This is a genomic window from Microbulbifer epialgicus, from assembly GCF_041447265.1.
Taxonomy (GTDB): domain Bacteria; phylum Pseudomonadota; class Gammaproteobacteria; order Pseudomonadales; family Cellvibrionaceae; genus Microbulbifer; species Microbulbifer epialgicus.
This window is the reverse complement of the sequence record NZ_JBGMEK010000002.1, coordinates 151,961-172,952: the sequence shown is the minus strand read 5'-3', so window position 1 is coordinate 172,952 and position 20,992 is coordinate 151,961. Positions and strand designations below refer to the sequence as shown.

The 20,992-nt window shown below is 55.0% G+C and carries 19 protein-coding genes; 4 read left to right on the top strand and 15 right to left on the bottom strand.

Features of this window, described 5'->3' with window-relative positions:
- Window positions 1-7 precede the first annotated feature (7 nt).
- From atpA to rpmH, 15 genes are all read right to left on the bottom strand, one after another.
- Window positions 8-1,552 carry a F0F1 ATP synthase subunit alpha gene (gene atpA, locus ACCI49_RS02110; RefSeq protein WP_371837314.1) on the bottom strand — a complete coding sequence of 515 codons (1,545 nt, stop codon included), beginning with the start codon at window positions 1,550-1,552 and terminating at the stop codon, window positions 8-10.
- Window positions 1,553-1,601: 49 nt separating this feature from the next.
- Window positions 1,602-2,138, bottom strand: a complete 537-nt coding sequence (locus ACCI49_RS02105) for a F0F1 ATP synthase subunit delta (RefSeq protein WP_371837313.1) — start codon at window positions 2,136-2,138, stop codon at window positions 1,602-1,604.
- Between the two features lie 12 nt (window positions 2,139-2,150).
- The gene (locus ACCI49_RS02100) at window positions 2,151-2,621 is read right to left on the bottom strand and encodes a F0F1 ATP synthase subunit B (protein ID WP_371837312.1); all 471 of its coding nucleotides are present in this window, start codon (window positions 2,619-2,621) and stop codon (window positions 2,151-2,153) included.
- 52 nt (window positions 2,622-2,673) lie between these two features.
- Window positions 2,674-2,919: a F0F1 ATP synthase subunit C gene (gene atpE / locus ACCI49_RS02095; protein WP_020413895.1), complete on the bottom strand. Its 246-nt coding sequence runs from the start codon at window positions 2,917-2,919 to the stop codon at window positions 2,674-2,676.
- 56 nt (window positions 2,920-2,975) lie between these two features.
- A complete protein-coding gene (gene atpB / locus ACCI49_RS02090) occupies window positions 2,976-3,902 on the bottom strand; it encodes a F0F1 ATP synthase subunit A (protein WP_371837311.1) in 927 nt (308 codons plus the stop codon).
- 45 nt (window positions 3,903-3,947) lie between these two features.
- Complete coding sequence (locus ACCI49_RS02085) at window positions 3,948-4,310, bottom strand: ATP synthase subunit I (RefSeq protein ID WP_371837310.1); 363 nt, start codon at window positions 4,308-4,310, stop codon at window positions 3,948-3,950.
- Between the two features lie 202 nt (window positions 4,311-4,512).
- Window positions 4,513-5,415, bottom strand: coding sequence for a ParB/RepB/Spo0J family partition protein (locus tag ACCI49_RS02080; protein WP_371837309.1), 903 nt, complete (start codon window positions 5,413-5,415; stop codon window positions 4,513-4,515).
- 12 nt (window positions 5,416-5,427) lie between these two features.
- A complete protein-coding gene (locus ACCI49_RS02075; RefSeq protein ID WP_371837308.1) occupies window positions 5,428-6,237 on the bottom strand; it encodes a ParA family protein in 810 nt (269 codons plus the stop codon).
- Between the two features lie 126 nt (window positions 6,238-6,363).
- Window positions 6,364-6,993: a 16S rRNA (guanine(527)-N(7))-methyltransferase RsmG gene (gene rsmG, locus ACCI49_RS02070; RefSeq protein ID WP_108735096.1), complete on the bottom strand. Its 630-nt coding sequence runs from the start codon at window positions 6,991-6,993 to the stop codon at window positions 6,364-6,366.
- 85 nt (window positions 6,994-7,078) lie between these two features.
- Window positions 7,079-8,968 (bottom strand): tRNA uridine-5-carboxymethylaminomethyl(34) synthesis enzyme MnmG, encoded by a 1,890-nt coding sequence (gene mnmG, locus ACCI49_RS02065; protein ID WP_371837307.1) that lies wholly within the window; start codon window positions 8,966-8,968, stop codon window positions 7,079-7,081.
- 872 nt (window positions 8,969-9,840) lie between these two features.
- Window positions 9,841-11,217 (bottom strand): tRNA uridine-5-carboxymethylaminomethyl(34) synthesis GTPase MnmE, encoded by a 1,377-nt coding sequence (mnmE, locus tag ACCI49_RS02060; protein WP_371837306.1) that lies wholly within the window; start codon window positions 11,215-11,217, stop codon window positions 9,841-9,843.
- A gap of 75 nt (window positions 11,218-11,292) precedes the next feature.
- Window positions 11,293-12,957: a membrane protein insertase YidC gene (yidC, locus tag ACCI49_RS02055; RefSeq protein ID WP_371837305.1), complete on the bottom strand. Its 1,665-nt coding sequence runs from the start codon at window positions 12,955-12,957 to the stop codon at window positions 11,293-11,295.
- Window positions 12,958-12,965: 8 nt separating this feature from the next.
- Entirely contained in the window at window positions 12,966-13,199 is a 234-nt protein-coding gene (gene yidD, locus ACCI49_RS02050) for a membrane protein insertion efficiency factor YidD (RefSeq protein WP_371837304.1), read from the bottom strand.
- A complete protein-coding gene (gene rnpA, locus ACCI49_RS02045) occupies window positions 13,196-13,582 on the bottom strand; it encodes a ribonuclease P protein component (protein ID WP_371837303.1) in 387 nt (128 codons plus the stop codon). The genes yidD and rnpA overlap by 4 nt, the downstream gene beginning before the upstream one ends.
- Before the next feature lie 27 nt (window positions 13,583-13,609).
- On the bottom strand, window positions 13,610-13,744 hold the full coding sequence (rpmH, locus tag ACCI49_RS02040) for a 50S ribosomal protein L34 (protein WP_020413885.1): 135 nt from the start codon (window positions 13,742-13,744) through the stop codon (window positions 13,610-13,612).
- Window positions 13,745-14,289: 545 nt separating this feature from the next.
- On the opposite strand from rpmH, the gene dnaA reads away from it, so the two are divergent.
- From dnaA to gyrB, 4 genes are all read left to right on the top strand, one after another.
- The gene (gene dnaA / locus ACCI49_RS02035) at window positions 14,290-15,939 is read left to right on the top strand and encodes a chromosomal replication initiator protein DnaA (protein ID WP_442928481.1); all 1,650 of its coding nucleotides are present in this window, start codon (window positions 14,290-14,292) and stop codon (window positions 15,937-15,939) included.
- A 32-nt stretch (window positions 15,940-15,971) separates the two neighbouring features.
- Window positions 15,972-17,078 carry a DNA polymerase III subunit beta gene (gene dnaN / locus ACCI49_RS02030; RefSeq protein ID WP_371837300.1) on the top strand — a complete coding sequence of 369 codons (1,107 nt, stop codon included), beginning with the start codon at window positions 15,972-15,974 and terminating at the stop codon, window positions 17,076-17,078.
- Between the two features lie 120 nt (window positions 17,079-17,198).
- Window positions 17,199-18,305: a DNA replication/repair protein RecF gene (gene recF / locus ACCI49_RS02025; protein ID WP_371837299.1), complete on the top strand. Its 1,107-nt coding sequence runs from the start codon at window positions 17,199-17,201 to the stop codon at window positions 18,303-18,305.
- Window positions 18,306-18,323: 18 nt separating this feature from the next.
- Window positions 18,324-20,744, top strand: a complete 2,421-nt coding sequence (gene gyrB / locus ACCI49_RS02020) for a DNA topoisomerase (ATP-hydrolyzing) subunit B (protein ID WP_371837298.1) — start codon at window positions 18,324-18,326, stop codon at window positions 20,742-20,744.
- Window positions 20,745-20,992 lie beyond the last annotated feature (248 nt).

The window sequence follows — 20,992 nt, the reverse complement described above, 5'->3', positions numbered from 1 at the left end:
GGAGTTCTTACCAGCTGCTAGTAGCAACGAACTTCTCGATAGCGGCTTTGAACGCTGCATCGATTTCGTCGTTGTAGTTACCAGTGCTGTTCACTTTCTCCATCAGCTCTGCGTGTTCGCTGTTCATGTAAGCGAGCAGGGCGGCTTCGAAATCGAGAACCTTGGCAACTTCTACTTCTTTCAGATAACCCTTGTCGGCGGCGTAAACGGAAACAGCCATCTCGGCGATAGACAGCGGAGAATACTGCTTCTGCTTCATCAGCTCGGTTACGCGCTCACCGTGATCCAGCTGAGCCTTGGTGGCTTCGTCCAGGTCTGAGGCAAACTGGGAGAATGCCGCCAGTTCGCGGTACTGGGCCAGAGCGGTACGGATACCACCGGACAGCTTCTTGATCACCTTGGTCTGCGCTGCGCCACCTACACGGGATACGGAGATACCCGGGTTGATCGCAGGGCGGATACCGGAGTTGAACAGATCGGTCTCGAGGAAGATCTGGCCGTCGGTAATGGAAATCACGTTGGTCGGTACGAACGCGGAAACGTCACCAGCCTGGGTTTCAATGATCGGCAGGGCGGTCAGAGAACCGGTCTTGCCTTTCACTTCACCGTTGGTGAACTTCTCTACGTACTCAGCGTTTACACGCGCAGCGCGCTCCAGCAGACGGGAGTGCAAGTAGAAAACATCACCGGGGTAAGCTTCACGTCCTGGTGGACGCTTCAGCAACAGGGAGATCTGACGGTAGGCCCAAGCCTGCTTGGTCAGGTCATCGTATACAATCAGGGCGTCCTCACCGCGATCGCGGAAGTACTCACCCATGGTACAGCCGACGTAGGGAGCCAGGAACTGCATCGCAGCCGGATCGGCGGCGCCAGCGGCGACTACGATGGTGTGATCCATAGCGCCGTGCTCTTCGAGCTTGCGCACTACGTTGGCAATAGAGGACTGCTTCTGGCCCACGGCAACGTAGATACACTTAACGCCGGTGCCTTTCTGGTTGATGATGGCGTCGATCGCCACAGCAGTCTTACCGATCTGGCGGTCACCGATGATCAGCTCACGCTGGCCACGGCCAATCGGGATCATGGTATCAACCGCTTTCAAACCAGTTTGTACAGGCTGGTCAACGGACTGACGGGCGATAACGCCAGGCGCTACTTTTTCCACCGCATCGGTCAGTTTGTTGTTCAGCGGGCCCTTGCCGTCGATCGGGTTACCCAGCGCGTCTACAACGCGGCCGAGCAGTTCCGGACCAACCGGGGTTTCCAGGATACGGCCGGTACAACGACACTTCTGGCCTTCAGCCAGGGCCTTGTAGTCACCCAGGATTACAGCACCAACGGAGTCGCGCTCCAGGTTCAGCGCCATACCGTAAACACCGCCTTCGAACTCGATCATCTCACCGTACATCACATCGGCCAGGCCGTGGATGCGGATGATGCCGTCAGATACGGAAACAATGGTGCCCTCATTTTGGGCTTCAGTGCTCACATCGAGATTTTCGATGCGGCTCTTGATGATTTCACTGATCTCAGAGGGATTCAGTTGCTGCATGCTCTGTTCCTCAAGTCCCCCACCGGCTAATGCCGACGGGGAGAGTAATTTAGGAGTTCGTCGCCTCGGCGAGCTTGGCCAGACGGCCGCGTACGGTACCGTCGATGACTGTATCACCGGCGCGGATGATCGCGCCGCCCAGCAGGCTCTCGTCCACCGAGCTGTGCAGATGTATTTCGCGTTCAAACTTCTTGCTGAGTTTCTGGCTCAGCTCCTGCGCCTGTGCATCGCTCAGGGCGTGCGCGGAAACAACTTCCACCTCGAGGGTGGCTTCCGCATGCGCTTTCAACTCTTCGAACAGTTCGGAAATTTCCGGCAGCAGCTGCAGGCGGTGATTTTCCGCCAGCAAGCGGATGAAATTCTTTCCGTGTTCGCCGAGTTGATCTGAGCAGATCGACAGGAAACTATCTGCGCGCTCTTCGCTGGTGAGCTGTGGATTATCCAGCAGCTCACGCACTTTTTCGTTCTGGCTGACCGCTGCCGCAGTGACTAGGGCAAGACTCCAACTACTGAGGTCGGAGGCTTGTTGCGCATAGGTAAATGCAGCTTTAGCGTAGGGCCGGGCCAGTGTGCTGAGTTCCGCCATGGGGTTCCTCGCTTACAGCTCGGCTGCCAGTTTATCGATCAGGTCGTCGTGCGCTTTGGCATCGATATTGACCGCAAGAATCTTCTCCGCACCCAGAACAGACAAAGCTGCCACACGGCTGCGCAGTTGCTCTTTAGCGCGATTCACTTCCTGTTCGATCTCAGCTTTGGCTGCAGCTTTCAGGCGGTCACCCTCAGCGTGTGCAGCCTGCTTGGCTTCATCGATAATCTGATTGGCGCGCTTGTTGGCACCTTCGACAATCTCAGTCGCCTGATCTTTGGCTTCTTTTAGCTGCTCGGCAGCCTTGCGTTGGGCCAGTTCCAGATCTTTTTGCGCGTGCTCGGCATCAGCGAGACCATCAGCAATCTTCTGCTCACGCTCTTTCATCACGCCCAGCAGCGGCGGCCAAACAAACTTCCAGCAAAACCAGACGAAAAACAGGAATGTGATCGACTGGCCGATTAGAGTCAGGTTGATATTCACACCGACACCTCTTGCTCTTTAAATAGGGTTAAGGGCAATTGGAACGGCGTAATTAAACCAGACCAGGAGCTACGGCGAAGATCAGGTACATAGCGATACCAACACCGATCATCGGAACCGCGTCAAGCAGACCAGCCATCAGGAACATTTTGCCCTGTAGAGCAGGAGCCTGTTCTGGCTGACGAGCGGAACCTTCCAGCAGTTTGCCACCCAGAGTACCGAAACCGATAGCGGTGCCCAGGGCGCCCAGACCGATCAGCAGTGCACTTGCGATGTAAACCAGACCTAATGCTTCCATTGTGTTCTCCAAATCAAAGTTAAAGAGTTGCTGTAAAAGGGTTAATTGTTAAAAACTTAATGATCGTGCTCGTGTTCGTCGTCGCGATGGTGCGCCATCGCCATATATACGGTGCTCAACACCATAAACACGAACGCCTGCAAGGTAATTACCAGTACGTGGAAAATTGCCCAGCCCATGTGCAGCAGGCCCGCACCGATAAAGCCGAGGACACCCACGCCAAATACAATCGCGATCAGAATAAAGATCATCTCACCGGCGTAGAGGTTGCCGAACAGGCGCAGGCCCAGGGAGATCGGTTTGGCGATCAGGGAAACCGCTTCCAATACGAAGTTCACGGGGATCAGCAGGATGTCAAAGAACCACTTGCCGGTGTGGAAGGGGTGCAGGGTTAGTTCTTTGATAAACCCGAGCGGGCCTTTTTCACGGATGCTGAAAAAGATCATCAAAACAAATACCGCCAGCGCCATACCCAAAGTGGCATTGGGGTCAGTCGTGGGTACAACCTTAAAGAAGATATGCTCATTGCCGGAAATTTTCGCAGCCAGCTGTGGCAGCCAATCCACGGGCACCAAGTCCATCAGGTTCATCAGGAATACCCACACAAAAATGGTCAGGGCCATAGGCGCCACCATACTGTTGCGGTGCGGGAAACTCTCTCTTACCAGCTGGTCGATCTTCTCAGTCACCAGCTCCACAAAGCTCTGAAAGCCGGTAGGTCTGTCCACACTGGCTTTCTTGGCTGCACGGGCAAACAGGAAACAGAAAACAAGGCCGAGGCCGATAGCCCAGCCCAGTGTGTCCACATGCAAGGCCCAAAAGCCCATATCTGTGGCCTCTTGGGAGGAGTGCGCCATAGTCCACGTAGACTCATTAAGCACAGTACCATCGGCGCGGGTATACCCAGCCGGCAGCTTGCCATAAGTCATATTTTGCAGGTGGTGTTGGATATACGCCGTCGCGGTTTGAGCTTCGCCTGCCATAGTTCCTCAACAATCGTAAAAGTAAGAATTCTTCTTCTGCACCGGCTAGCGCACCATGCGCGCTACTAATACCCACTGCACGATCACACAGAGGCCGTAGCTGATAAACAGCGCCGCCGCATTCAGCGGCTTGACGGTGGCAAACACCGTCGCGAACCCAGCCAGGGTCAATATAAATTTGCCGGTTTCCGCGCGATAGAAATTGCCTACCACGCGCTGGGCGGCGCGCGCACCACTATCGCGGAAAGCGCGCCAGCCAAAATATGCTCCGGGCAGCGCACACAAGGCGCCACCGATCAATACGGAGAGCGCGGTCACCGGTTTGCTATTCAGATGCAAGATTGCACCAGCCACCGATACCAGCAGAAGCTGTACCGCGGCAATTCGTAATACCGGGGGTTTTGTCATAGACGGGATAAGCCGACTTATTTTGCGCTGTCCGCCCAAAATTTGGGCGTGCGAATTATGCTGCAACAGCATCGTCGATTCAACCGGCAAATGTCGTCAACTTAATTGATTTTCAGGAGGTTTTGCACGGAATTACTCGCCGCAGTGAGTATTTGCCAACAGTTATTGCGCGCGCCACCAGGACGCACATTTCATTGTGGCTTCAATCCTCGGCATAACCCAGGTGGGCGAGGATTCCATCCAGCTCTTCCAGACTGGTGTATTTGAGTACCAGGCGGCCGCTGCCCTTGTCGTTGTGATCGATAGACACGGGCACACCGACTTTTTCTGCCAGGCGCTCGGTAAGGCGGCGGATATTGGGATCGGGCTTGGGCTTTTCCGGTGCAGGAGCCGCCGGCTGTTGCAGGCGGCGCACCAGCGCCTCAGTCTGGCGCACGGTGAGACTGCGCTCAACCACTTGGCGCGCGGCGGAGCGCTGGGTAGCTCCAGAAAGGCCGAGTAGGGCCTTGGCGTGCCCCAACTCCAGGTCGCCGCGCTCGAGAAAGGTGCGCACCTCTTCGCTGAGGCTCAAAAGGCGCAGCAGGTTGGTCACTGCGGTACGGGATTTACCCACCGCATCGGCCACTTCCTGCTGAGTCAGCTTGAATTCATCCTGTAGACGCTTGAGGGCTACAGCTTCCTCTACCGGGTTCAGGTCTTCGCGCTGGATATTTTCAATCAGCGCCATGGCGATCGCAGCTTCATCGGAAACGCTGCGTACCAGCGCAGGCACTTTTTCCAATCCCGCCAACTGGGCGGCGCGCCAACGTCGCTCACCGGCAATAATCTCGTAGCTCTGCTCGCCGATACCGCGCACGACGATCGGCTGCATAATGCCTTGGGCGCGAATCGAGTCCGCCAGCTCTTGCAGGGATTCCTGTGGAAAATCCCGGCGCGGCTGGTAGCGGCCACGCTGCAAAAACTCGATTGGCAATTCTTTCAACTCACCGTCGACCGCGGCGGTTTCGGTTTCAGCCTCACCGGTAGCCTCGGCGATCGCAGTGCTGGTGTTATTGCTGATCAGGTGGGATAAACCCCGGCCCAGTCCTTTGCGTTTGGCGGCCATAGTAATTACCCCTTATACGGCTTCCGCCACAGGGCGGTTTTTCTTATTGGAAGATTGACTGGCGGGATGGCGGCGATTGATTTCGCAAGCCAGTGCCAGGTAGGCAATAGCCCCTTTCGAATGGCGGTCGTAATCCAGCGCCGGCTTGCCGAAGCTGGGAGCCTCAGCTAGGCGCACATTGCGCGGAATACAGGTTCGATACAGGCGATCGCCGAAAAACTCCTGCAACTGCGCCGACACTTCGCTGGTGAGACTGTTGCGCGGATCGTACATGGTGCGCAAGATGCCCTCGATTTTCAGGTCCGGATTGGCGGTCTGCTGGATCTGGGTAATGGTGTCCACCAGTGCTGACAATCCCTCCAGCGCATAGTATTCGCACTGCATGGGAATCAACACGCCGTGAGCCGCACAGAGGGCGTTTACCGTCAGCATATTCAGCGACGGCGGACAGTCGATGATCACGTAATCGTAACGATTACTCACCGCTGCCAGGGCGCGGCGCAGGCGGGATTCGCGCCCGTCCAGATTCAGCAACTCCACCTCTGCCGCAGACAGATCACCATTGCCGGGGATCAAATCAAAACCGCTCTCTGTGGATACAATGGCCTGCTCTACGGGTAATTCAGCGGCCAGCACATCGTAACCGGACACCTCCAGGTCACTTTTATCCACACCACTGCCCATGGTGGCATTGCCCTGGGGGTCCAGGTCAATCAGCAATACGCGCCGCTTGTTGGCAACCAAAGATGCGGCCAGGTTGACGCAGGTAGTGGTCTTGCCAACCCCGCCTTTCTGGTTGGCCACAGCAAATATCTTGCTCAAGATTCTTGTCCTTTGTTGTTTCCGGGTGCGTTTGCCCCGACGCCGGCACGGCTTCGGGCGGCGGCTGTTGTGCCCCACGATAGGGGAGCAGGATTGGGCGGGCGACAGGCCCGCCAAGCTATCATCTTATTCTGTGCGACAGAGCTGAATCATATGCCGCTCACCGTCGCAGCCAGGCACCGACAACCGGTGCACCTGCTCGACCTTAATGCCTTTTGGCAGAGCGCTCAACTCATCCTCAGGCAGCTTGCCCTTCATGGCATAAAAACGACCCTTGGGTGCCAACATGTGCTCACTGCCATTGACCATATCTTCGATGGAGGCAAAGGCGCGGGACACCACACCGGCAAAAGGCTGTTCTGGCACAAAGGCTTCTACCCGCTCATTGACTACCGTGATATTGGGCAGGGGCAAGGTGCTGGCGACTTGGAACAGGAAGCGGGTCTTCTTGCCATTGCTGTCGAGCAAGGTGATGGCGCGCTCCGGATGCACAATTGCCAGGGGAATTCCCGGCAGGCCGCCACCGCTACCCACATCGATTAAAGAGCCTTCGCCACAGAGATTTACCACACTGAGGCTGTCGATAATATGGCGCTCCAGCATCTGCTCCGGGTCGCGTATGGCGGACAGGTTGTAGGCACTGTTCCAACGGGCAAAAAGCGCCAGGTATTCCAGTAGCTGATCCTGCTGCCGGTCACTGAGTACCACCGACATCTGTGCCGCCGCCTCTAACAGGCGCGGACGAAACTGTTCCATTGAGTGAGAAATGGGTCTATCCCCCAGTAATCCCGCGAAACTCAAACCCCGCAGGGCCTCGCGGGATACCCTGTGGAAAACCGATTTATACCGCTTTTTTACGCTTCAGCAGCCCGCGCTTTTTCAACTGAATCAGCAGCAGGGATATGGATGCGGGCGTCACACCCGGTATCCGCGAGGCCCGCGCCAGGGTATCCGGGCGGGTCTCTCCCAGCTTTTGCTTTACCTCATTGGACAGACCAGAAATATCGCTGTAGTCGAAGTCCGCCGGGATCGGGGTATCTTCGTAGGCCTGCAAGCGCTCAATTTCCTCGCGCTGGCGATCGATATAGCCGGCGTACTTGGCCGAAATTTCCACCTGTTCGGCAACCTGCTCGTCGGTTACCGCTTCCCCTTTGAGGCCCGCCACATCCTGATAGCCCAGTTCCGGACGGCGCAGCAGGTCCATCAGGCTGTATTCCCGCGCCAATGGCTGCGGCAATTTGGTTTCTACAGAGGCGGCCTGGGGCGTCTTTGGGTGCACCCAGGTATCTTGCAGTCGCTGGGTCTCCCGAGCGATCGCCTCGCGCTTTTCACTGAACGCGGCCCAGCGGGTATCATCGACCAGGCCCAATTCGCGGCCTTTTTCAGTCAAACGCAGGTCAGCATTGTCCTCACGGAGTAGCAAGCGATATTCCGCACGGCTGGTAAACATGCGGTAGGGCTCTTTGGTGCCACTGTTGATCAAATCATCCACAAGCACGCCCAGGTAGGCTTCATCCCGACGCGGGGACCAGGCTTCGCGCTCTTGGGCCTGCAGGGCTGCGTTGGCGCCAGCCAGGAGTCCCTGGGCGGCCGCTTCTTCGTAGCCGGTGGTGCCATTGATCTGGCCGGCAAAATAGAGCCCCTGGATAAATTTGGCTTGCAGGGACGGCAAAAGATCGCGCGGGTCGAAGAAATCGTACTCAATCGCATAGCCTGGGCGGGTGATATGCGCCTTTTCAAAGCCCTTGATGGAGTGCACCAGCTCAATCTGTACGTCGAAGGGCAGGCTGGTGGAAATACCATTGGGGTACAGCTCGTTGGTGGTCAACCCTTCCGGCTCGATAAACACCTGGTGGCTGTCTTTGTCCGCAAAGCGGTGCACCTTGTCCTCGATGGAGGGGCAATAGCGCGGGCCAATCCCTTCAATCACGCCGGAATACATGGGCGAGCGATCGAGCCCCCCCTGGATAATTTCATGAGTGCGGGCATTGGTGTGGGTAATCCAGCAGCAGACCTGGCGCGGGTGCTGATCGCGGCTACCCAGATAAGACATTACCGGTGTGGGGCTATCTCCCCACTGCTCCTCCAACTCACTGAAATCTACTGAGCGGGCATCAATACGGGGAGGGGTGCCGGTTTTGAGGCGGTCGACGCGAAAAGGCAGTTCGCGCAGACGATCTGCAAGGGCAATCGAGGGCGGGTCTCCGGCGCGGCCGCCGGCATGGTTATCCAAGCCAATGTGTATACGCCCACCGAGGAAAGTCCCTGCGGTCAGTACCACTGTCTTGGCGCGAAAGCGCACCCCCGCATTGGTGACAACGCCCACAACGCGTTCACCTTCGACAATCAGGTCATCCGCCGCTTGTTGGAAGATCTCCAGGTTTTCCTGTGCCTCCAGGATCGAACGGATAGCGGCGCGATACAGGGCTCTATCGGCCTGGGCGCGAGTTGCCCTTACTGCGGGGCCTTTGCGGGCGTTGAGGACCCGGAACTGAATTCCGCCCAGGTCTGTTGCCGTTGCCATAGCGCCACCAAGGGCATCCACTTCCTTAACCAGATGGCTCTTGCCTATACCGCCAATGGCTGGATTACAGGACATCTGCCCAAGCGTCTCAATATTGTGTGTCAGTAGCAGGGTAGTGGCCCCCATTCGCGCGGCTGCCAAGGAGGCTTCGGTACCCGCGTGGCCTCCGCCGATCACGATCACATCATAGGTTTTGGGGAAATCCATAGTGGCTGCTACTGGTTACAACTTGGGGCGCACATTTTATAGTCAGTAAGTGTCCTCAGCAATTGGCTTTATTCAAGCCGTTTAGGAAATCTCTGCCTTTGTCTTTCTCTCTCCTTCCTGAATATCAACTTCTGATCGGATGAATTTCAAAACTCTGTCTAGCTTTCTTAAATACTCTTATTTAATGAATAGTATGTATATCTTAAAGAGTATTTTTTTATATTTGTTGTTTTTATTAGACCTGCGGCCAATTCGGTATAAACCCAAAAAAACCTTTAAAAACAATAAGTTATGAAGACGAAAACCCTGCAGACAAACCCTTGATGGACACAGGGGTAACCGCGGTATGAGGCTGTGAAAACTTGGGACAACTTTGCCCTATCTACCCTTATTAGGAAGTTATCATCATACAATTATTCTATTTTGCAGGTGCTTATCCCCTCTTTTGCCCACAGTCAGTTTTTTTTGACTAGTGTCTGTGATGCTTTACCTAGACTTTCTGGGGGGTACCTGTGAGTAGTCGAACGCAATGTATAAATCTGTGCATATACCTACTGAATGGGTGTGGGTTAATAGTGAGATAACTGCCAATAAGCTTATCCACGGGAAATCCCCGTGGACATGTATAACTTCTTTCTGTGAAAGTCCCTTACACAGCGACAAGTCGACTGTTTTCCTTACAGTTCGTGGAAAAATTTGCGGGTAAGCTGGGGATTAAATAGAAACTTTCAATAACCTAGGAATAAGCCCTAGCTTTTCCTGTGTGCAAGAGGTGTGGAACTTGTGCGGGAAGGGATATTGAGGGAGGGAATAGTAGGAGGGGCGATTGTTAGCGCCCCCAATTGGATTAGTACGTGGAACTCCACACCTTCTTATTTTCCGATACAAAAGCTGCCGAAAATTTTCCCGAGCAGCTCGTCCGCACTCATCGCACCGGTGATCTCCCCCAGCGCCTGTTGGGCTTGGCGTAAGTCTTCCGCGAGTAACTCACCTGCACCATGGCTGTGGAGCTGCTGGGAACCTTGCTCAATAAAGGCACCGGCGCGCTTAAGAGCCTCTAAATGGCGTCTACGCGCACTAAAATTGCCTTCGGCAGCACCGCTGAAGCCGATAGACTGTTTCAAATGCTCCTTCAGTGCTTCAAGGCCTGCGCCAGTCTTGGCGCTGATGGCTATTACCGGCACTCCTTCAGTGTGAGCTTGGAGTCCGGCACTGTAATCGCTGAGATCAATTTTGTTCAGTACCAGTGTGAGCTTGTCTAAGTCCTGAAGCTGGTTGGTAAATTCCGGCCAGGCCTCTGCCGGGTCTAGTGAGTGAAGTTGCTCTGCATCCATTACCAGGAGCACGCGATCCGCATGGTGAATCTCCTCCCAGGCGCGCTCGATTCCTATCTGCTCTACTTTATCTGGCGCATCCCGCAGGCCGGCGGTATCGGCGAATTGCAGGGGCATGCCGTTAATGTGAATATCTTCCCGCAAAATATCCCGTGTGGTGCCGGCGATATCTGTGACGATAGCGGTATTGCGCCCCGCGAGGGCATTGAGCAGGCTCGACTTGCCGGCATTCGGACGCCCGGCAATGGCTACCCTCATACCCTCGCGCATAATGGCGCCCTGGCGCGCTTGGGCTTCTACGCCAGCCATTTGTGCCAGTAGGGCTTGAATATCCGCAGCCACCTTGCCATCGGCGAGAAAGTCGATCTCCTCTTCGGGAAAATCGATGGCGGCTTCCACGTAGATACGCAGGTGGGTAAGACTTTCCACAAGGTCTTCAATTTTGTCGGAAAAAGCGCCCTGTAGTGAACGCATGGCGTTGCGCGCCGCTTGGGCACTACCGGCATCAATCAGATCGGCGATCGCTTCGGCTTGGGTGAGATCCATTTTGTCGTTGAGGAAGGCGCGCTCAGAAAACTCCCCGGGACGTGCCTGGCGGGCTCCCAGTTCGATCGCTGCCTTCAGCAGTTGATCGAGAATCACCGGGCCACCGTGGCCCTGCAGTTCCACCACGTCTTCTCCGGTAAACGAGTTGGGACCCGGGAAGAATAGGGCGAGCCCCTGGTCGATCAGTTGCTCACTGTGGAAAAAGTTTCGGTAATGGGCGTAGCGCGCTTTAAGTGGTTTGTCACCGCAGATTTGCTGGGCAATAAATAGGGCTTTGGGACCAGAGAGGCGGATTACACCAATACCACCGCGCCCGGGCGCGGTGGCAACGGCGGCGATGGTGTCGCGATTAAGGCTTTGTTGTGTCATCGGCTGAGTGTACTCGACATAACGGAAAAGGGCCGCAGTAGCGGCCCTTGTTGTTTGTGATCTGTGGATACTTGATCAGTATTTTCCGGCATCTACCTGCTTGTTGATATACCAGGTCTGGCCGATGGTGATCAGGTTGTTGGCAATCCAGTAGAGTACCAGGCCGGCCGGGAACCACAGGAAGAACACAGTCATCATTACTGGCATCAGTTGCATAATACGCGCCTGGGTTGGGTCGGTAGGGGCTGGGTTTAGCTTCTGCATAAACCACATGGAAGCGCCCATCAGAACCGGCAGAATAAAGTAAGGGTCCTTTGCCGACAGGTCGTGAATCCAGAATATCCAGGGGGCATGGCGCAGCTCCACAGTTTCCGTGAGCATCCAGTAGAGCGCGATAAATACCGGCATCTGTAACAGGATTGGCAAACAGCCGCCCATCGGGTTGATCTTCTCCCGGCGGTAGAGCTTCATGGTCTCTTCGGCCAGTTTCTGCCGGTTGTCCTTATATTGCTCCTGCAGTTTTTTCATCTGCGGCGCGAACTTGCGCATACGTGCCATGGACTTGGTGCCCGCGGCGGACAGGGGCAGCAATAGTGTTTTGATAAACACTGTTAGAAGTATGATCGCCCAGCCCCAGTTGCTGACAATATGCTCCTGGATAAAGTGCAGCACGCGGAACAGTGGTTTGGCAATCCACCAGAGCCAGCCGTAATCCACGGTCAGGTCCAGGTAGGGTGAGATTTCTTCCAGGCGGTAAACATCTTTGGGGCCCGCGTAGAAGGAAGCGCTGAGCTCACCCTGGTTAGCAGCGGGAATTTGAACCTGCGGAGCGGTAAAGCCCATACGGAACAGACCGTTGGAAAGCTCCTTCAATTCAAAGGTGTTGCGCTCGTCCTGGGGGGGGATCCAGGCACTGAGAAAATAGTGCTGCACCATGGCCACCCAGCCGCCTTCAACCGTAGTACGGGTGGGTTTCTCGGCGATTTCCTCAAAATCCTGTTTGAAGTAGTTTTCATCATTGGTATGCAGGGCGGCACCAAGGAACGGAGACATGCCAAAGCCTGTGTCAGTAACTGGCTCGCTGGCGTCGCGTTTGATTTGGCCAAACATGGCCGCAGACCAAGGGGTGTTGCTGGTGTTGTCTACTAGGTAGGCCACCTGGATCAGGTAGTCACCGCGTTTGAATGTGAAACGCTTAGTGATATTGGCGCCTTCCTGCTGCAGGGTCAGGTCCACAATCAGGGTGTCATCGCCTTCAACCATCGCAAATTCGTTTTTTTCCACGTTGAACACCGGGCGACCAGCAGCGCTATCAGTGCCATTCCTACCAATCAGGCCGCTCTGGGCAATATAGGTATGATTGCGGGTCTGGTTCAAAAGGATCAGTGGTTGATCTGGGGTATCCAGTTTTTCTTGGAAATCGCGCAGGGCCACTTTGACGATATCGCCGCCGTGGGGGTTGATTAGGAGATCAAAGACATCAGTGGTAACACTAATTAACTTTATTTCTGTGCCCTTAGCTTCGATTTCAGCAGGAGCCTGCGACTGTAACTGGGGTACATCGCTACTCTCGCTGGTGGCCTCAGTGGGGGCTTGAGTGATGGTTTCGCCGCCAGTTTGCACGACAGTTTCGCGGTCTACCTCGGGGGTATGCTGTTCTTGAAAAGCATTCCACTGGAAAATAAGTGCCAGGAGAACTGCGATGATTCCGCCGACCAGCGTATAGCGTTGCCAATCCATCTTAATACCTAAAGAGTGTTCTTGTATCTGGCGGGAGGGACAGGGTCCAATCCGCCTGGGTGCCAGGGATGGCATTTTATAAGGCGACGCACAGTTAAATAACCCCCTTTTAAGACTCCATAGGTGTTAAGAGCTTCCTCGGAGTAGTGGGAGCAGGTGGGGTAGAAGCGACATTGGTTGCCCACCCAGGGGCTGGCCAGGTAGCGGTAGACATGAATCAGCTTAATCAGTAACCATTTCATGGTGTGGACTGTGGCTGTTGTGCGCGTTTGGCCAATTTGCGCCAGAGTTTATTTAATATCTTCGCCAGAGCGGCTTTGTCCAGATCCGCAGCTCCCGGGCGTGCCAGGACTACGGCGTCCAACGGCGGCAATTGGTGTTGCTGCAAGCGGAAAGTTTCCCGGGTAATACGCTTGATTTGATTGCGATCGCAGGCATTGCGCACATGTTTCTTGGCGATTACCAAGCCGAGACGCGGGTGCTCCAATTCATTGGGGCGGGCGAGGATCAGGAGATGGGGATGTGCGGCGCGCACCAGGTTTTTATTAAAAACCTCGCGATACTGCGCCGCATTGAGCAGGCGCAGCGTCTTGGCAAATCCGAAGTTGCTGCGCACCTGCTGCATAAAGAGATATCTCTAAGGGAAGAGATCTTATGCAGACAGTACTTTGCGGCCTTTGGCGCGGCGACGGGCCAGGATCTTACGGCCGTTTTTGGTTGCCATACGAGCGCGGAAACCGTGAGTGCGTTTGCGCTTCAAGTTGCTGGGTTGAAATGTACGTTTCATTGTCTTGCTACCTGAGACTTTGTGTTCGAAATTTCTCGGGACCATCCCCGGCCGCGGCCTGGGCTCCGGTCCGGCACAGAGCCGGCGCAGACGGAGCTACGCGCTGCGAAGGCCGCGGATTGTATAGAAAGGGAACAGCGAAAGCAACGCACCGGCCGGGGAAATTCGATTCGTTTGCGGACAGAAACCTGGTGCCATTTTACGCTAGTGTATCAAGCCATTGAGGCGCTTGAGGTATCTCGTGATGCCCACCGATTGATCCCAAGATATGCACAGATTGCTGTGGATAAGTTTCCCCGTTAGTGCTGGATCATTGTCTAATTGTTGAGCAAATACTTGATTGTGTGGACTTTTTCGCGCTGATTTTTCAACAGCGACGGCCTTTCTTGTGGATAACCCAGCGTTGGAAAGGTATACTGCGCCGATCTTATTTGACGGCCGCGGGCGCTTTCTGTCCGGTCTTGCCGTTTTCTCCGTGGTCTTACCATATTGGGGTTTTGGGGGGTTTCTTGACTGAATCCGTTTGGAAGCAGTGCACTGGCTGTTTGCAGGACGAGTTGCCGTCGCAGCAGTTCAATACCTGGATCAGGCCGTTGCGTGTCAATCCCGCCTGTGCAGAGGGCGAATTGCGCCTGATCGCGCCGAACCGCTTCGTGTTGGACTGGGTTGGCGGTAAATTTCTAAATCGTATCCGTGAGCTTGTACACCAGTTTTCTCCTGGCCAGCCATTACAGGTGGCTTTGGAGATCACTGCGCGCCGCCCTGCGCGTTTTCAGCGCAACCACGCAGCCGTTGAGGCTGCTTCGACAACGGTGTCGTCGCCTCCGCCAGTCCCCACACCCGGTGCACATGCGTCGACGGGGGGGGGCAGAGTACATGGCGATGTAACGCCTAATACGGCTGGTTTGCAAAGTTCTTCGGGCTCATCTTTGTCGACTTCAGCAGTGTCGACGTCTCATTCTTCCACACCACCCCAGCCCATGCCTGTTGGCGGCTTTGGCAATGGTTTGCGAGGCACTCCCCATCCAGTGGTGGCGGAAGAAGCAACGGCGGAGCAGATGACTACCGGGGAACTAGCACTTACCGACCTGCGTCCACCTGCGATGAACGAAATGGCGCGCTCGGTGCCTGAGCCGCCGGCACGGCAAGTTGAAGTAGAGGGTGCTATCAAACACGGGAGCTCGCTCAACCGTAATTTTACTTTTAAATCTTTTGTAGAGGGTAAGTCGAACCAGCTGGGTTTGGCGGCAGCACAGCAGATTTCCGATAACCCCGGGGGCGCCTACAACCCGCTCTTTATTTATGGCGGTGTAGGACTCGGCAAAACCCACTTGATGCATGCCGTAGGCAATGCGCTATTGGAACGCAACCCTAATGCCAAGGTGGTTTACCTGCACTCTGAGCGCTTTGTCGCTGATATGGTGAAAGCTTTACAGCTCAATGCTATCAGTGATTTTAAGCGCTACTACCGTTCGGTGGATGCACTACTGATCGACGATATCCAATTCTTTGCTGGTAAGGAGCGCTCTCAGGAGGAATTTTTCCACACTTTTAATGCCCTGCTTGAAGGTGGCCAGCAGATTATCCTGACCTGTGACCGCTACCCGAAAGAGATTGATGGCCTTGAGGAGCGCCTTAAGTCTCGTTTTGGCTGGGGGCTGACGGTAGCGGTGGAGCCTCCGGAACTGGAAACTCGTGTGGCCATATTAATGAAGAAGGCTGAACAGTTTGGGGTAGAGCTGCCCCATGACTCTGCCTTCTTTATTGCTCAGCGTATCCGCTCCAATGTGCGGGAGCTTGAGGGAGCTCTGCGTAGGGTGATTGCTAATGCCCAGTTCACCGGTCGTGCTATCGACGATGTATTGGTGCGCGAGGCCCTTAAAGACTTGTTGGCTCTGCAGGATCGCCTAGTGAGTGTGGACAATATCCAGCGAGTGGTAGCTGAGTACTACAAGATCAAGGTGGCGGATCTGCTTTCCAAGCGGCGCAGCCGCTCCGTGGCGCGTCCGCGCCAGGTTGCCATGTCCCTCGCCAAGGAGTTGACTAACCATAGTTTGCCGGAGATCGGCGATGCTTTTGGGGGGAGGGATCATACCACCGTCCTGCACGCCTGCCGTAAAATCCGCCAGCTGCAGGAATCCGACGCTGATATCCGCGAGGATGTAAAGTTACTGACACGGTCGTTGACCACGTAATCGAATAATTGACAAACAAGGCGAAACTACCGATGAAATTCAATGTAAGCCGGGACGCCCTACTGAAACCGCTACAACTGGTAGCTGGCGTTGTCGAGAAGCGCCAGACCCTGCCGGTCCTGGCCAATGTATTGATGCAATTACAAGGTCAGGAGTTGTCCCTGACCGGTACCGATCTCGAAGTCGAGATTGTTGGTCGCTTGCCGGTGGACGGTGTGGAGATAGAAGGTGAGGTCACGGTTCCGGCACGCAAATTGTTGGATATTTGCCGCTCCCTGCCCGATGGTGCTGAATTGAAATTTGAGCGCGATGGTGAGCGCTTGGTTCTGCGCAGTGGGCGCAGCCGTTTCCAGTTATCAACTCTGCCTGCAGCCGACTTTCCTAACCAGGAGGAGGCCAGCGCCCAGACCCGTTTCGATATTTCCCAGCGTGAAATTCGCAGGCTGATAGAAGCCACTAGTTTCGCGATGGCCCAACAGGATGTTCGCTACTACCTGAATGGTCTTTTACTAGAGTGCCGCCCGCAGCAGCTGCGTGCTGTAGCCACTGACGGTCACCGCCTGGCACTGTGCGACCGCGATGCACCCGGGTTGAATGTGTCCGCCCCCATCCAGGCTATTGTGCCACGCAAGGGTGTTCTGGAGCTTGGTCGTCTCCTCGAGGATACCGATACCCAGGCGCAGGTAGTTCTGGGTAATAATCATATCCGTGTTGTCAGCGGTCAATTTACCTTTACCTCCAAGCTGGTCGACGGGAAATTCCCTGATTATGAGCGCGTGTTGCCGCGCGGAGCTGGTAATGTGGTGTACGCCGATCGCCAGGGCCTGCGCCAGGCATTCTCTCGCGCAGCAATTCTCTCTAACGAGAAATATCGTGGCGTGCGCTTACAGGTTTCTGAGGGATTGCTGCAAATAGTTGCCAACAACCCGGAACAGGAGGAGGCCGAGGAGCAGATGTTGGTGGATTACGTGGGAGAGCCGATGGAAATTGGTTTTAACGTCTCCTACCTACTGGATGTTACCGGTGCTATCCATAGCGACCAGATTCGTATCAGTCTGGCAGATGCCAACAGCAGTGCTCTGCTGCAGCAGCCGGAGGAGGGCGATGCCCTCTATGTAATAATGCCAATGCGCCTGTAAGGCGTGAAAACTCTTGCCTCTGAATAGAGAGGGGACCGCGTTGAAAGCTCTATTTGCGGTTCCCTTGTTTTTTGATGGTTTCCATCTGGGAGACTCTCGACTCCGCAAGGGAAAGTGTCTATGGCGCTGACCCGTCTCCTTTTGTCCAATTTTCGCAATATCTCCCACGCCGATTTCGCTCTGGATACGGGGGTCAACTTATTTTGTGGTGCCAATGGCAGTGGCAAGACTTCCCTTCTTGAAGCCGTACATATGCTTGCCACAGGTCGTTCATTTCGCTCCCGTCAGCATAAATCTGTTATCCAGCATGATAGTGGTGGGCTAACGGTTTTTGCCCAGTTGGATACGGGGTTCAATCTTGGGGTAGAGCGCCTTGCCGATGGTGGTGGCCGTGTGCGGATTAACCAGGCGACTGCGGACTCCAGTTCACAGCTGGCCAGCTGCTTACCACTGCAGTTAATTAACAGTGATAGTTTTTCTGCTTTGGATGGCGGCCCCGGGGTAAGGCGGCGACTTTTGGATTGGACAGTGTTCCACGTGGAACATATTTTTGCTCAGGAATGGAAAAACTACCAAATCGCTCTACGGCAGCGAAATGCATTGTTGCGTCGTGGTAAAATCGATGCGGATGTTATCGGTGTCTGGGAGGACCAGCTTGCGCAGAGCGGAGAACGAGTGGATACATTGCGCCAAGCCAGCTTCGCTCAATTGAAGGCATCTGTCGCAAGTCTCTTAGCGGAATTGCCGAAGAGCTTACTCGGGCAAGTTGAAATGAGCTACCGGCGCGGATGGCGAAAGGAGCTACAGCTGGGCCGAGCTCTGTCGGAATCCCGTGAAGGGGATCTCGCTCAGGGGCATACGCGTACAGGTCCACACCGAGCCGATGTGCGATTCACTGTTGCTGGTGAACCTGCACACAATATTTTATCGAGGGGCCAGCAAAAGATGCTGGTATGCGCTATGCGTACTGCGATGGCAGAACTGGTTTGCCGGCATCGGGAGAAGCCGGTGTTTCTGGTGGACGATCTGCCTGCGGAACTGGATGAAAGTAATCAGCAACTATTTGCACATTGGGTTAGCCGTTGTGCCAGCCAAGTGCTTGTAACTGGAATTGAGGAGGGCACTACGAGCCGCCCATGGCGACAGCTCGCGTCCCCTTGGAATTGCCCAAAAGTGTTCCACGTGGAACATGGGAATATCAGCGCCGAAGCATCGGCCGCACAATAAGTTGAATGGAGCGAATAAATGTCAGAGCAGCAAAGCTATGACTCGAGCAGTATCAAGGTATTAAAAGGCCTGGATGCGGTGCGCAAGCGCCCCGGAATGTATATTGGTGATACCGATGACGGTACCGGTCTGCACCACATGGTATTCGAGGTGGTCGACAACTCCATCGACGAAGCGCTGGCCGGCCACTGCGACGAGATCCGCGTAACTATCCACCCGGATGAATCGATTTCAGTATCCGATAATGGTCGCGGTATCCCTACAGAAATCCACCCGGAAGAGGGGGTTTCCGCTGCGGAAGTGATTATGACCGTGCTTCATGCCGGTGGTAAGTTCGATGACAATACCTATAAAGTCTCTGGCGGCTTGCACGGCGTAGGCGTCTCGGTAGTAAACGCCCTGTCCAAGGAACTCAAGCTGATTATCCGCCGTGGGGGAAAGATCCACGAGCAGATCTACCACCACGGCGTGCCGCAAGCGCCCTTGGGAATCGTTGGCGACAGCGATACCACGGGCACCACTGTGCACTTTAAGCCCTCTGAAGACACCTTCAGCAATATCGAATTCCACTTCGATGTGTTGGCCAAGCGCCTGCGCGAGCTATCTTTCCTGAACTCCGGTGTGCGTATCGTGCTGAAAGATGAGCGAAGCGGCAAGGAAGAGATCTATGAATATGAAGGTGGTCTGAGTGCTTTTGTGGAGTTTCTCAACCAGAACAAAACCCCTATCAACAAGGTGTTGCACTTCCAGAGTCAGCGCGATGATGGCATTGCGGTGGAAGTAGCTCTGCAGTGGAACGACAGCTTCCAGGAGAGCATCTTCTGCTACACCAACAATATTCCCCAGCGCGACGGTGGCACCCATCTGGCAGGTTTCCGCGCGGCACTAACCCGAGGCCTGAACAACTATATCGAGAAGGAAGGCCTGGGTAAGAAAGACAAGGTGAATACCACTGGTGACGATGCTCGTGAAGGCCTCACCGCAATTATCTCGGTGAAGGTGCCCGACCCTAAGTTTTCCTCCCAGACCAAGGATAAGCTGGTTTCCTCCGAAGTGAAGCCCGCCGTAGAACAGGAGATGGGACACCACTTCAACGACTACCTGCTGGAGAATCCGCAGGAGGCTAAGTCCGTTGTCACCAAGATGATCGATGCGGCCAAAGCCCGTGAGGCTGCTCGTAAGGCCCGTGAAATGACTCGCCGCAAGGGTGCTCTGGATATCGCCGGTCTGCCCGGCAAGCTGGCAGACTGTCAGCAGAAAGATCCGGCACTGTCCGAAATCTACCTCGTGGAGGGTGACTCAGCCGGTGGTTCTGCCAAGCAGGGCCGCGACCGCCGCACCCAGGCGATCCTACCGCTAAAGGGCAAGATCCTGAATGTGGAAAAAGCGCGCTTCGACAAGATGCTCTCCAGTGCCGAGGTGGGCACCCTGATTACCGCCCTGGGTTGTGGCATTGGTAAGAGTGAGTTCAACCCGGACAAGCTGCGCTATCACAGTATTATTATCATGACCGATGCGGACGTGGATGGCGCCCATATCCGCACGCTGTTGCTCACTTTCTTCTTCCGCCAGATGCCGGAGCTGATAGAGCGCGGTCATATCTATATTGCCCAACCGCCCCTGTACAAGATCTCCAAGGGTAAGCAGGAGCAGTACCTGAAGGATGAGGGCGCCCTGACACAGTTCCTCACCAATGCCGCCCTGGAAGGCGCCACGCTGTTCGTAAACCCGGATGCCCCTGGTTTGTCTGGCCAGTCGCTGGAGAGCCTGGTGGGCGAATACCGTAGTGTCCTGGCGACAATCGATCGTCTATCGCGCCTGTATCCAGAGGAAGTGCTGCGCAGCATGATTTACCTGCCCAGCCTCTCTCAGGAAGACCTGCAATCCAAGGAGAAGGCGACCGCCTGGTGTGCCCAATTGCAGGAAAAGCTTGCCGATGAAGAGAGCGGTGGAACACGTCGCCATGAAGTTACCGTGCAGGAGAACACCGAGCGCGGCCTGTTCCTGCCCCATATCCATATCGTCGCCCACGGTGTCGGTAGCGATTATCTGATCAACCATGAGTTCTTCGATTCCGCGGAATACGCTTCTATCTGTGCATTGGGTGAGAAGATGGTGGGCTTGCTGGAAGAGGGTGCCTTTATCCAGCGCGGCGAGAAGCAGCACGCCGTTAGCAACTTCCCGGAAGTCATGGACTGGTTGATGGGGGAAAGCCGCCGTGGTTACGGTATCCAACGCTATAAGGGACTGGGTGAGATGAACCCGGAGCAACTGTGGGAAACCACTATGGACCCCGAGAGCCGCCGTATGTTGCAGGTAACCGTCGAGGATGCCATTGCTGCGGATCAGATCTTTACCACGCTGATGGGGGATCAGGTGGAACCACGCCGTGACTTTATTGAAACTAATGCACTGGCAGTGGAAAACCTGGACGTCTAAAGCGTATAGCTGTCAATCTAGCTAGCCCCGAAGGTGACAAGGGTCAGGGTCGCCCCAGGGGCTAGGTTTACGGCTGCTCAGCGTCGAAATATTCTAGCTGCGTTCACTTATTCAGTTTTCCCTTCAGCCTCCCCTCTAGGTGCGTGAACACCACCACACACAATGCATTCAACAAAAAGAAACCGGGAAAACTTTAAAGTTATTCAGGAAATTCAAAAAATAAAATAACAACCCGCTGTTGCCTGCTG

Excerpts from the sequence above, each read along its gene's own strand:
- ACCI49_RS02080 (WP_371837309.1), bottom strand. The coding sequence starts at position 5,415 with ATGGCCGCCAAACGCAAAGGACTGGGCCGGGGTTTATCCCACCTGATC.
- rsmG (WP_108735096.1), bottom strand. The coding sequence starts at position 6,993 with ATGGAACAGTTTCGTCCGCGCCTGTTAGAGGCGGCGGCACAGATGTCG.
- atpB (WP_371837311.1), bottom strand. The coding sequence starts at position 3,902 with ATGGCAGGCGAAGCTCAAACCGCGACGGCGTATATCCAACACCACCTG.
- yidD (WP_371837304.1), bottom strand. The coding sequence starts at position 13,199 with ATGAAATGGTTACTGATTAAGCTGATTCATGTCTACCGCTACCTGGCC.
- dnaN (WP_371837300.1), top strand. The coding sequence starts at position 15,972 with ATGAAATTCAATGTAAGCCGGGACGCCCTACTGAAACCGCTACAACTG.
- atpA (WP_371837314.1), bottom strand. The coding sequence starts at position 1,552 with ATGCAGCAACTGAATCCCTCTGAGATCAGTGAAATCATCAAGAGCCGC.
- mnmE (WP_371837306.1), bottom strand. The coding sequence starts at position 11,217 with ATGACACAACAAAGCCTTAATCGCGACACCATCGCCGCCGTTGCCACC.
- gyrB (WP_371837298.1), top strand. The coding sequence starts at position 18,324 with ATGTCAGAGCAGCAAAGCTATGACTCGAGCAGTATCAAGGTATTAAAA.
- recF (WP_371837299.1), top strand. The coding sequence starts at position 17,199 with ATGGCGCTGACCCGTCTCCTTTTGTCCAATTTTCGCAATATCTCCCAC.
- rpmH (WP_020413885.1), bottom strand. The coding sequence starts at position 13,744 with ATGAAACGTACATTTCAACCCAGCAACTTGAAGCGCAAACGCACTCAC.
- mnmG (WP_371837307.1), bottom strand. The coding sequence starts at position 8,968 with ATGGATTTCCCCAAAACCTATGATGTGATCGTGATCGGCGGAGGCCAC.
- yidC (WP_371837305.1), bottom strand. The coding sequence starts at position 12,957 with ATGGATTGGCAACGCTATACGCTGGTCGGCGGAATCATCGCAGTTCTC.
- ACCI49_RS02105 (WP_371837313.1), bottom strand. The coding sequence starts at position 2,138 with ATGGCGGAACTCAGCACACTGGCCCGGCCCTACGCTAAAGCTGCATTT.
- atpE (WP_020413895.1), bottom strand. The coding sequence starts at position 2,919 with ATGGAAGCATTAGGTCTGGTTTACATCGCAAGTGCACTGCTGATCGGT.
- ACCI49_RS02085 (WP_371837310.1), bottom strand. The coding sequence starts at position 4,310 with ATGACAAAACCCCCGGTATTACGAATTGCCGCGGTACAGCTTCTGCTG.
- rnpA (WP_371837303.1), bottom strand. The coding sequence starts at position 13,582 with ATGCAGCAGGTGCGCAGCAACTTCGGATTTGCCAAGACGCTGCGCCTG.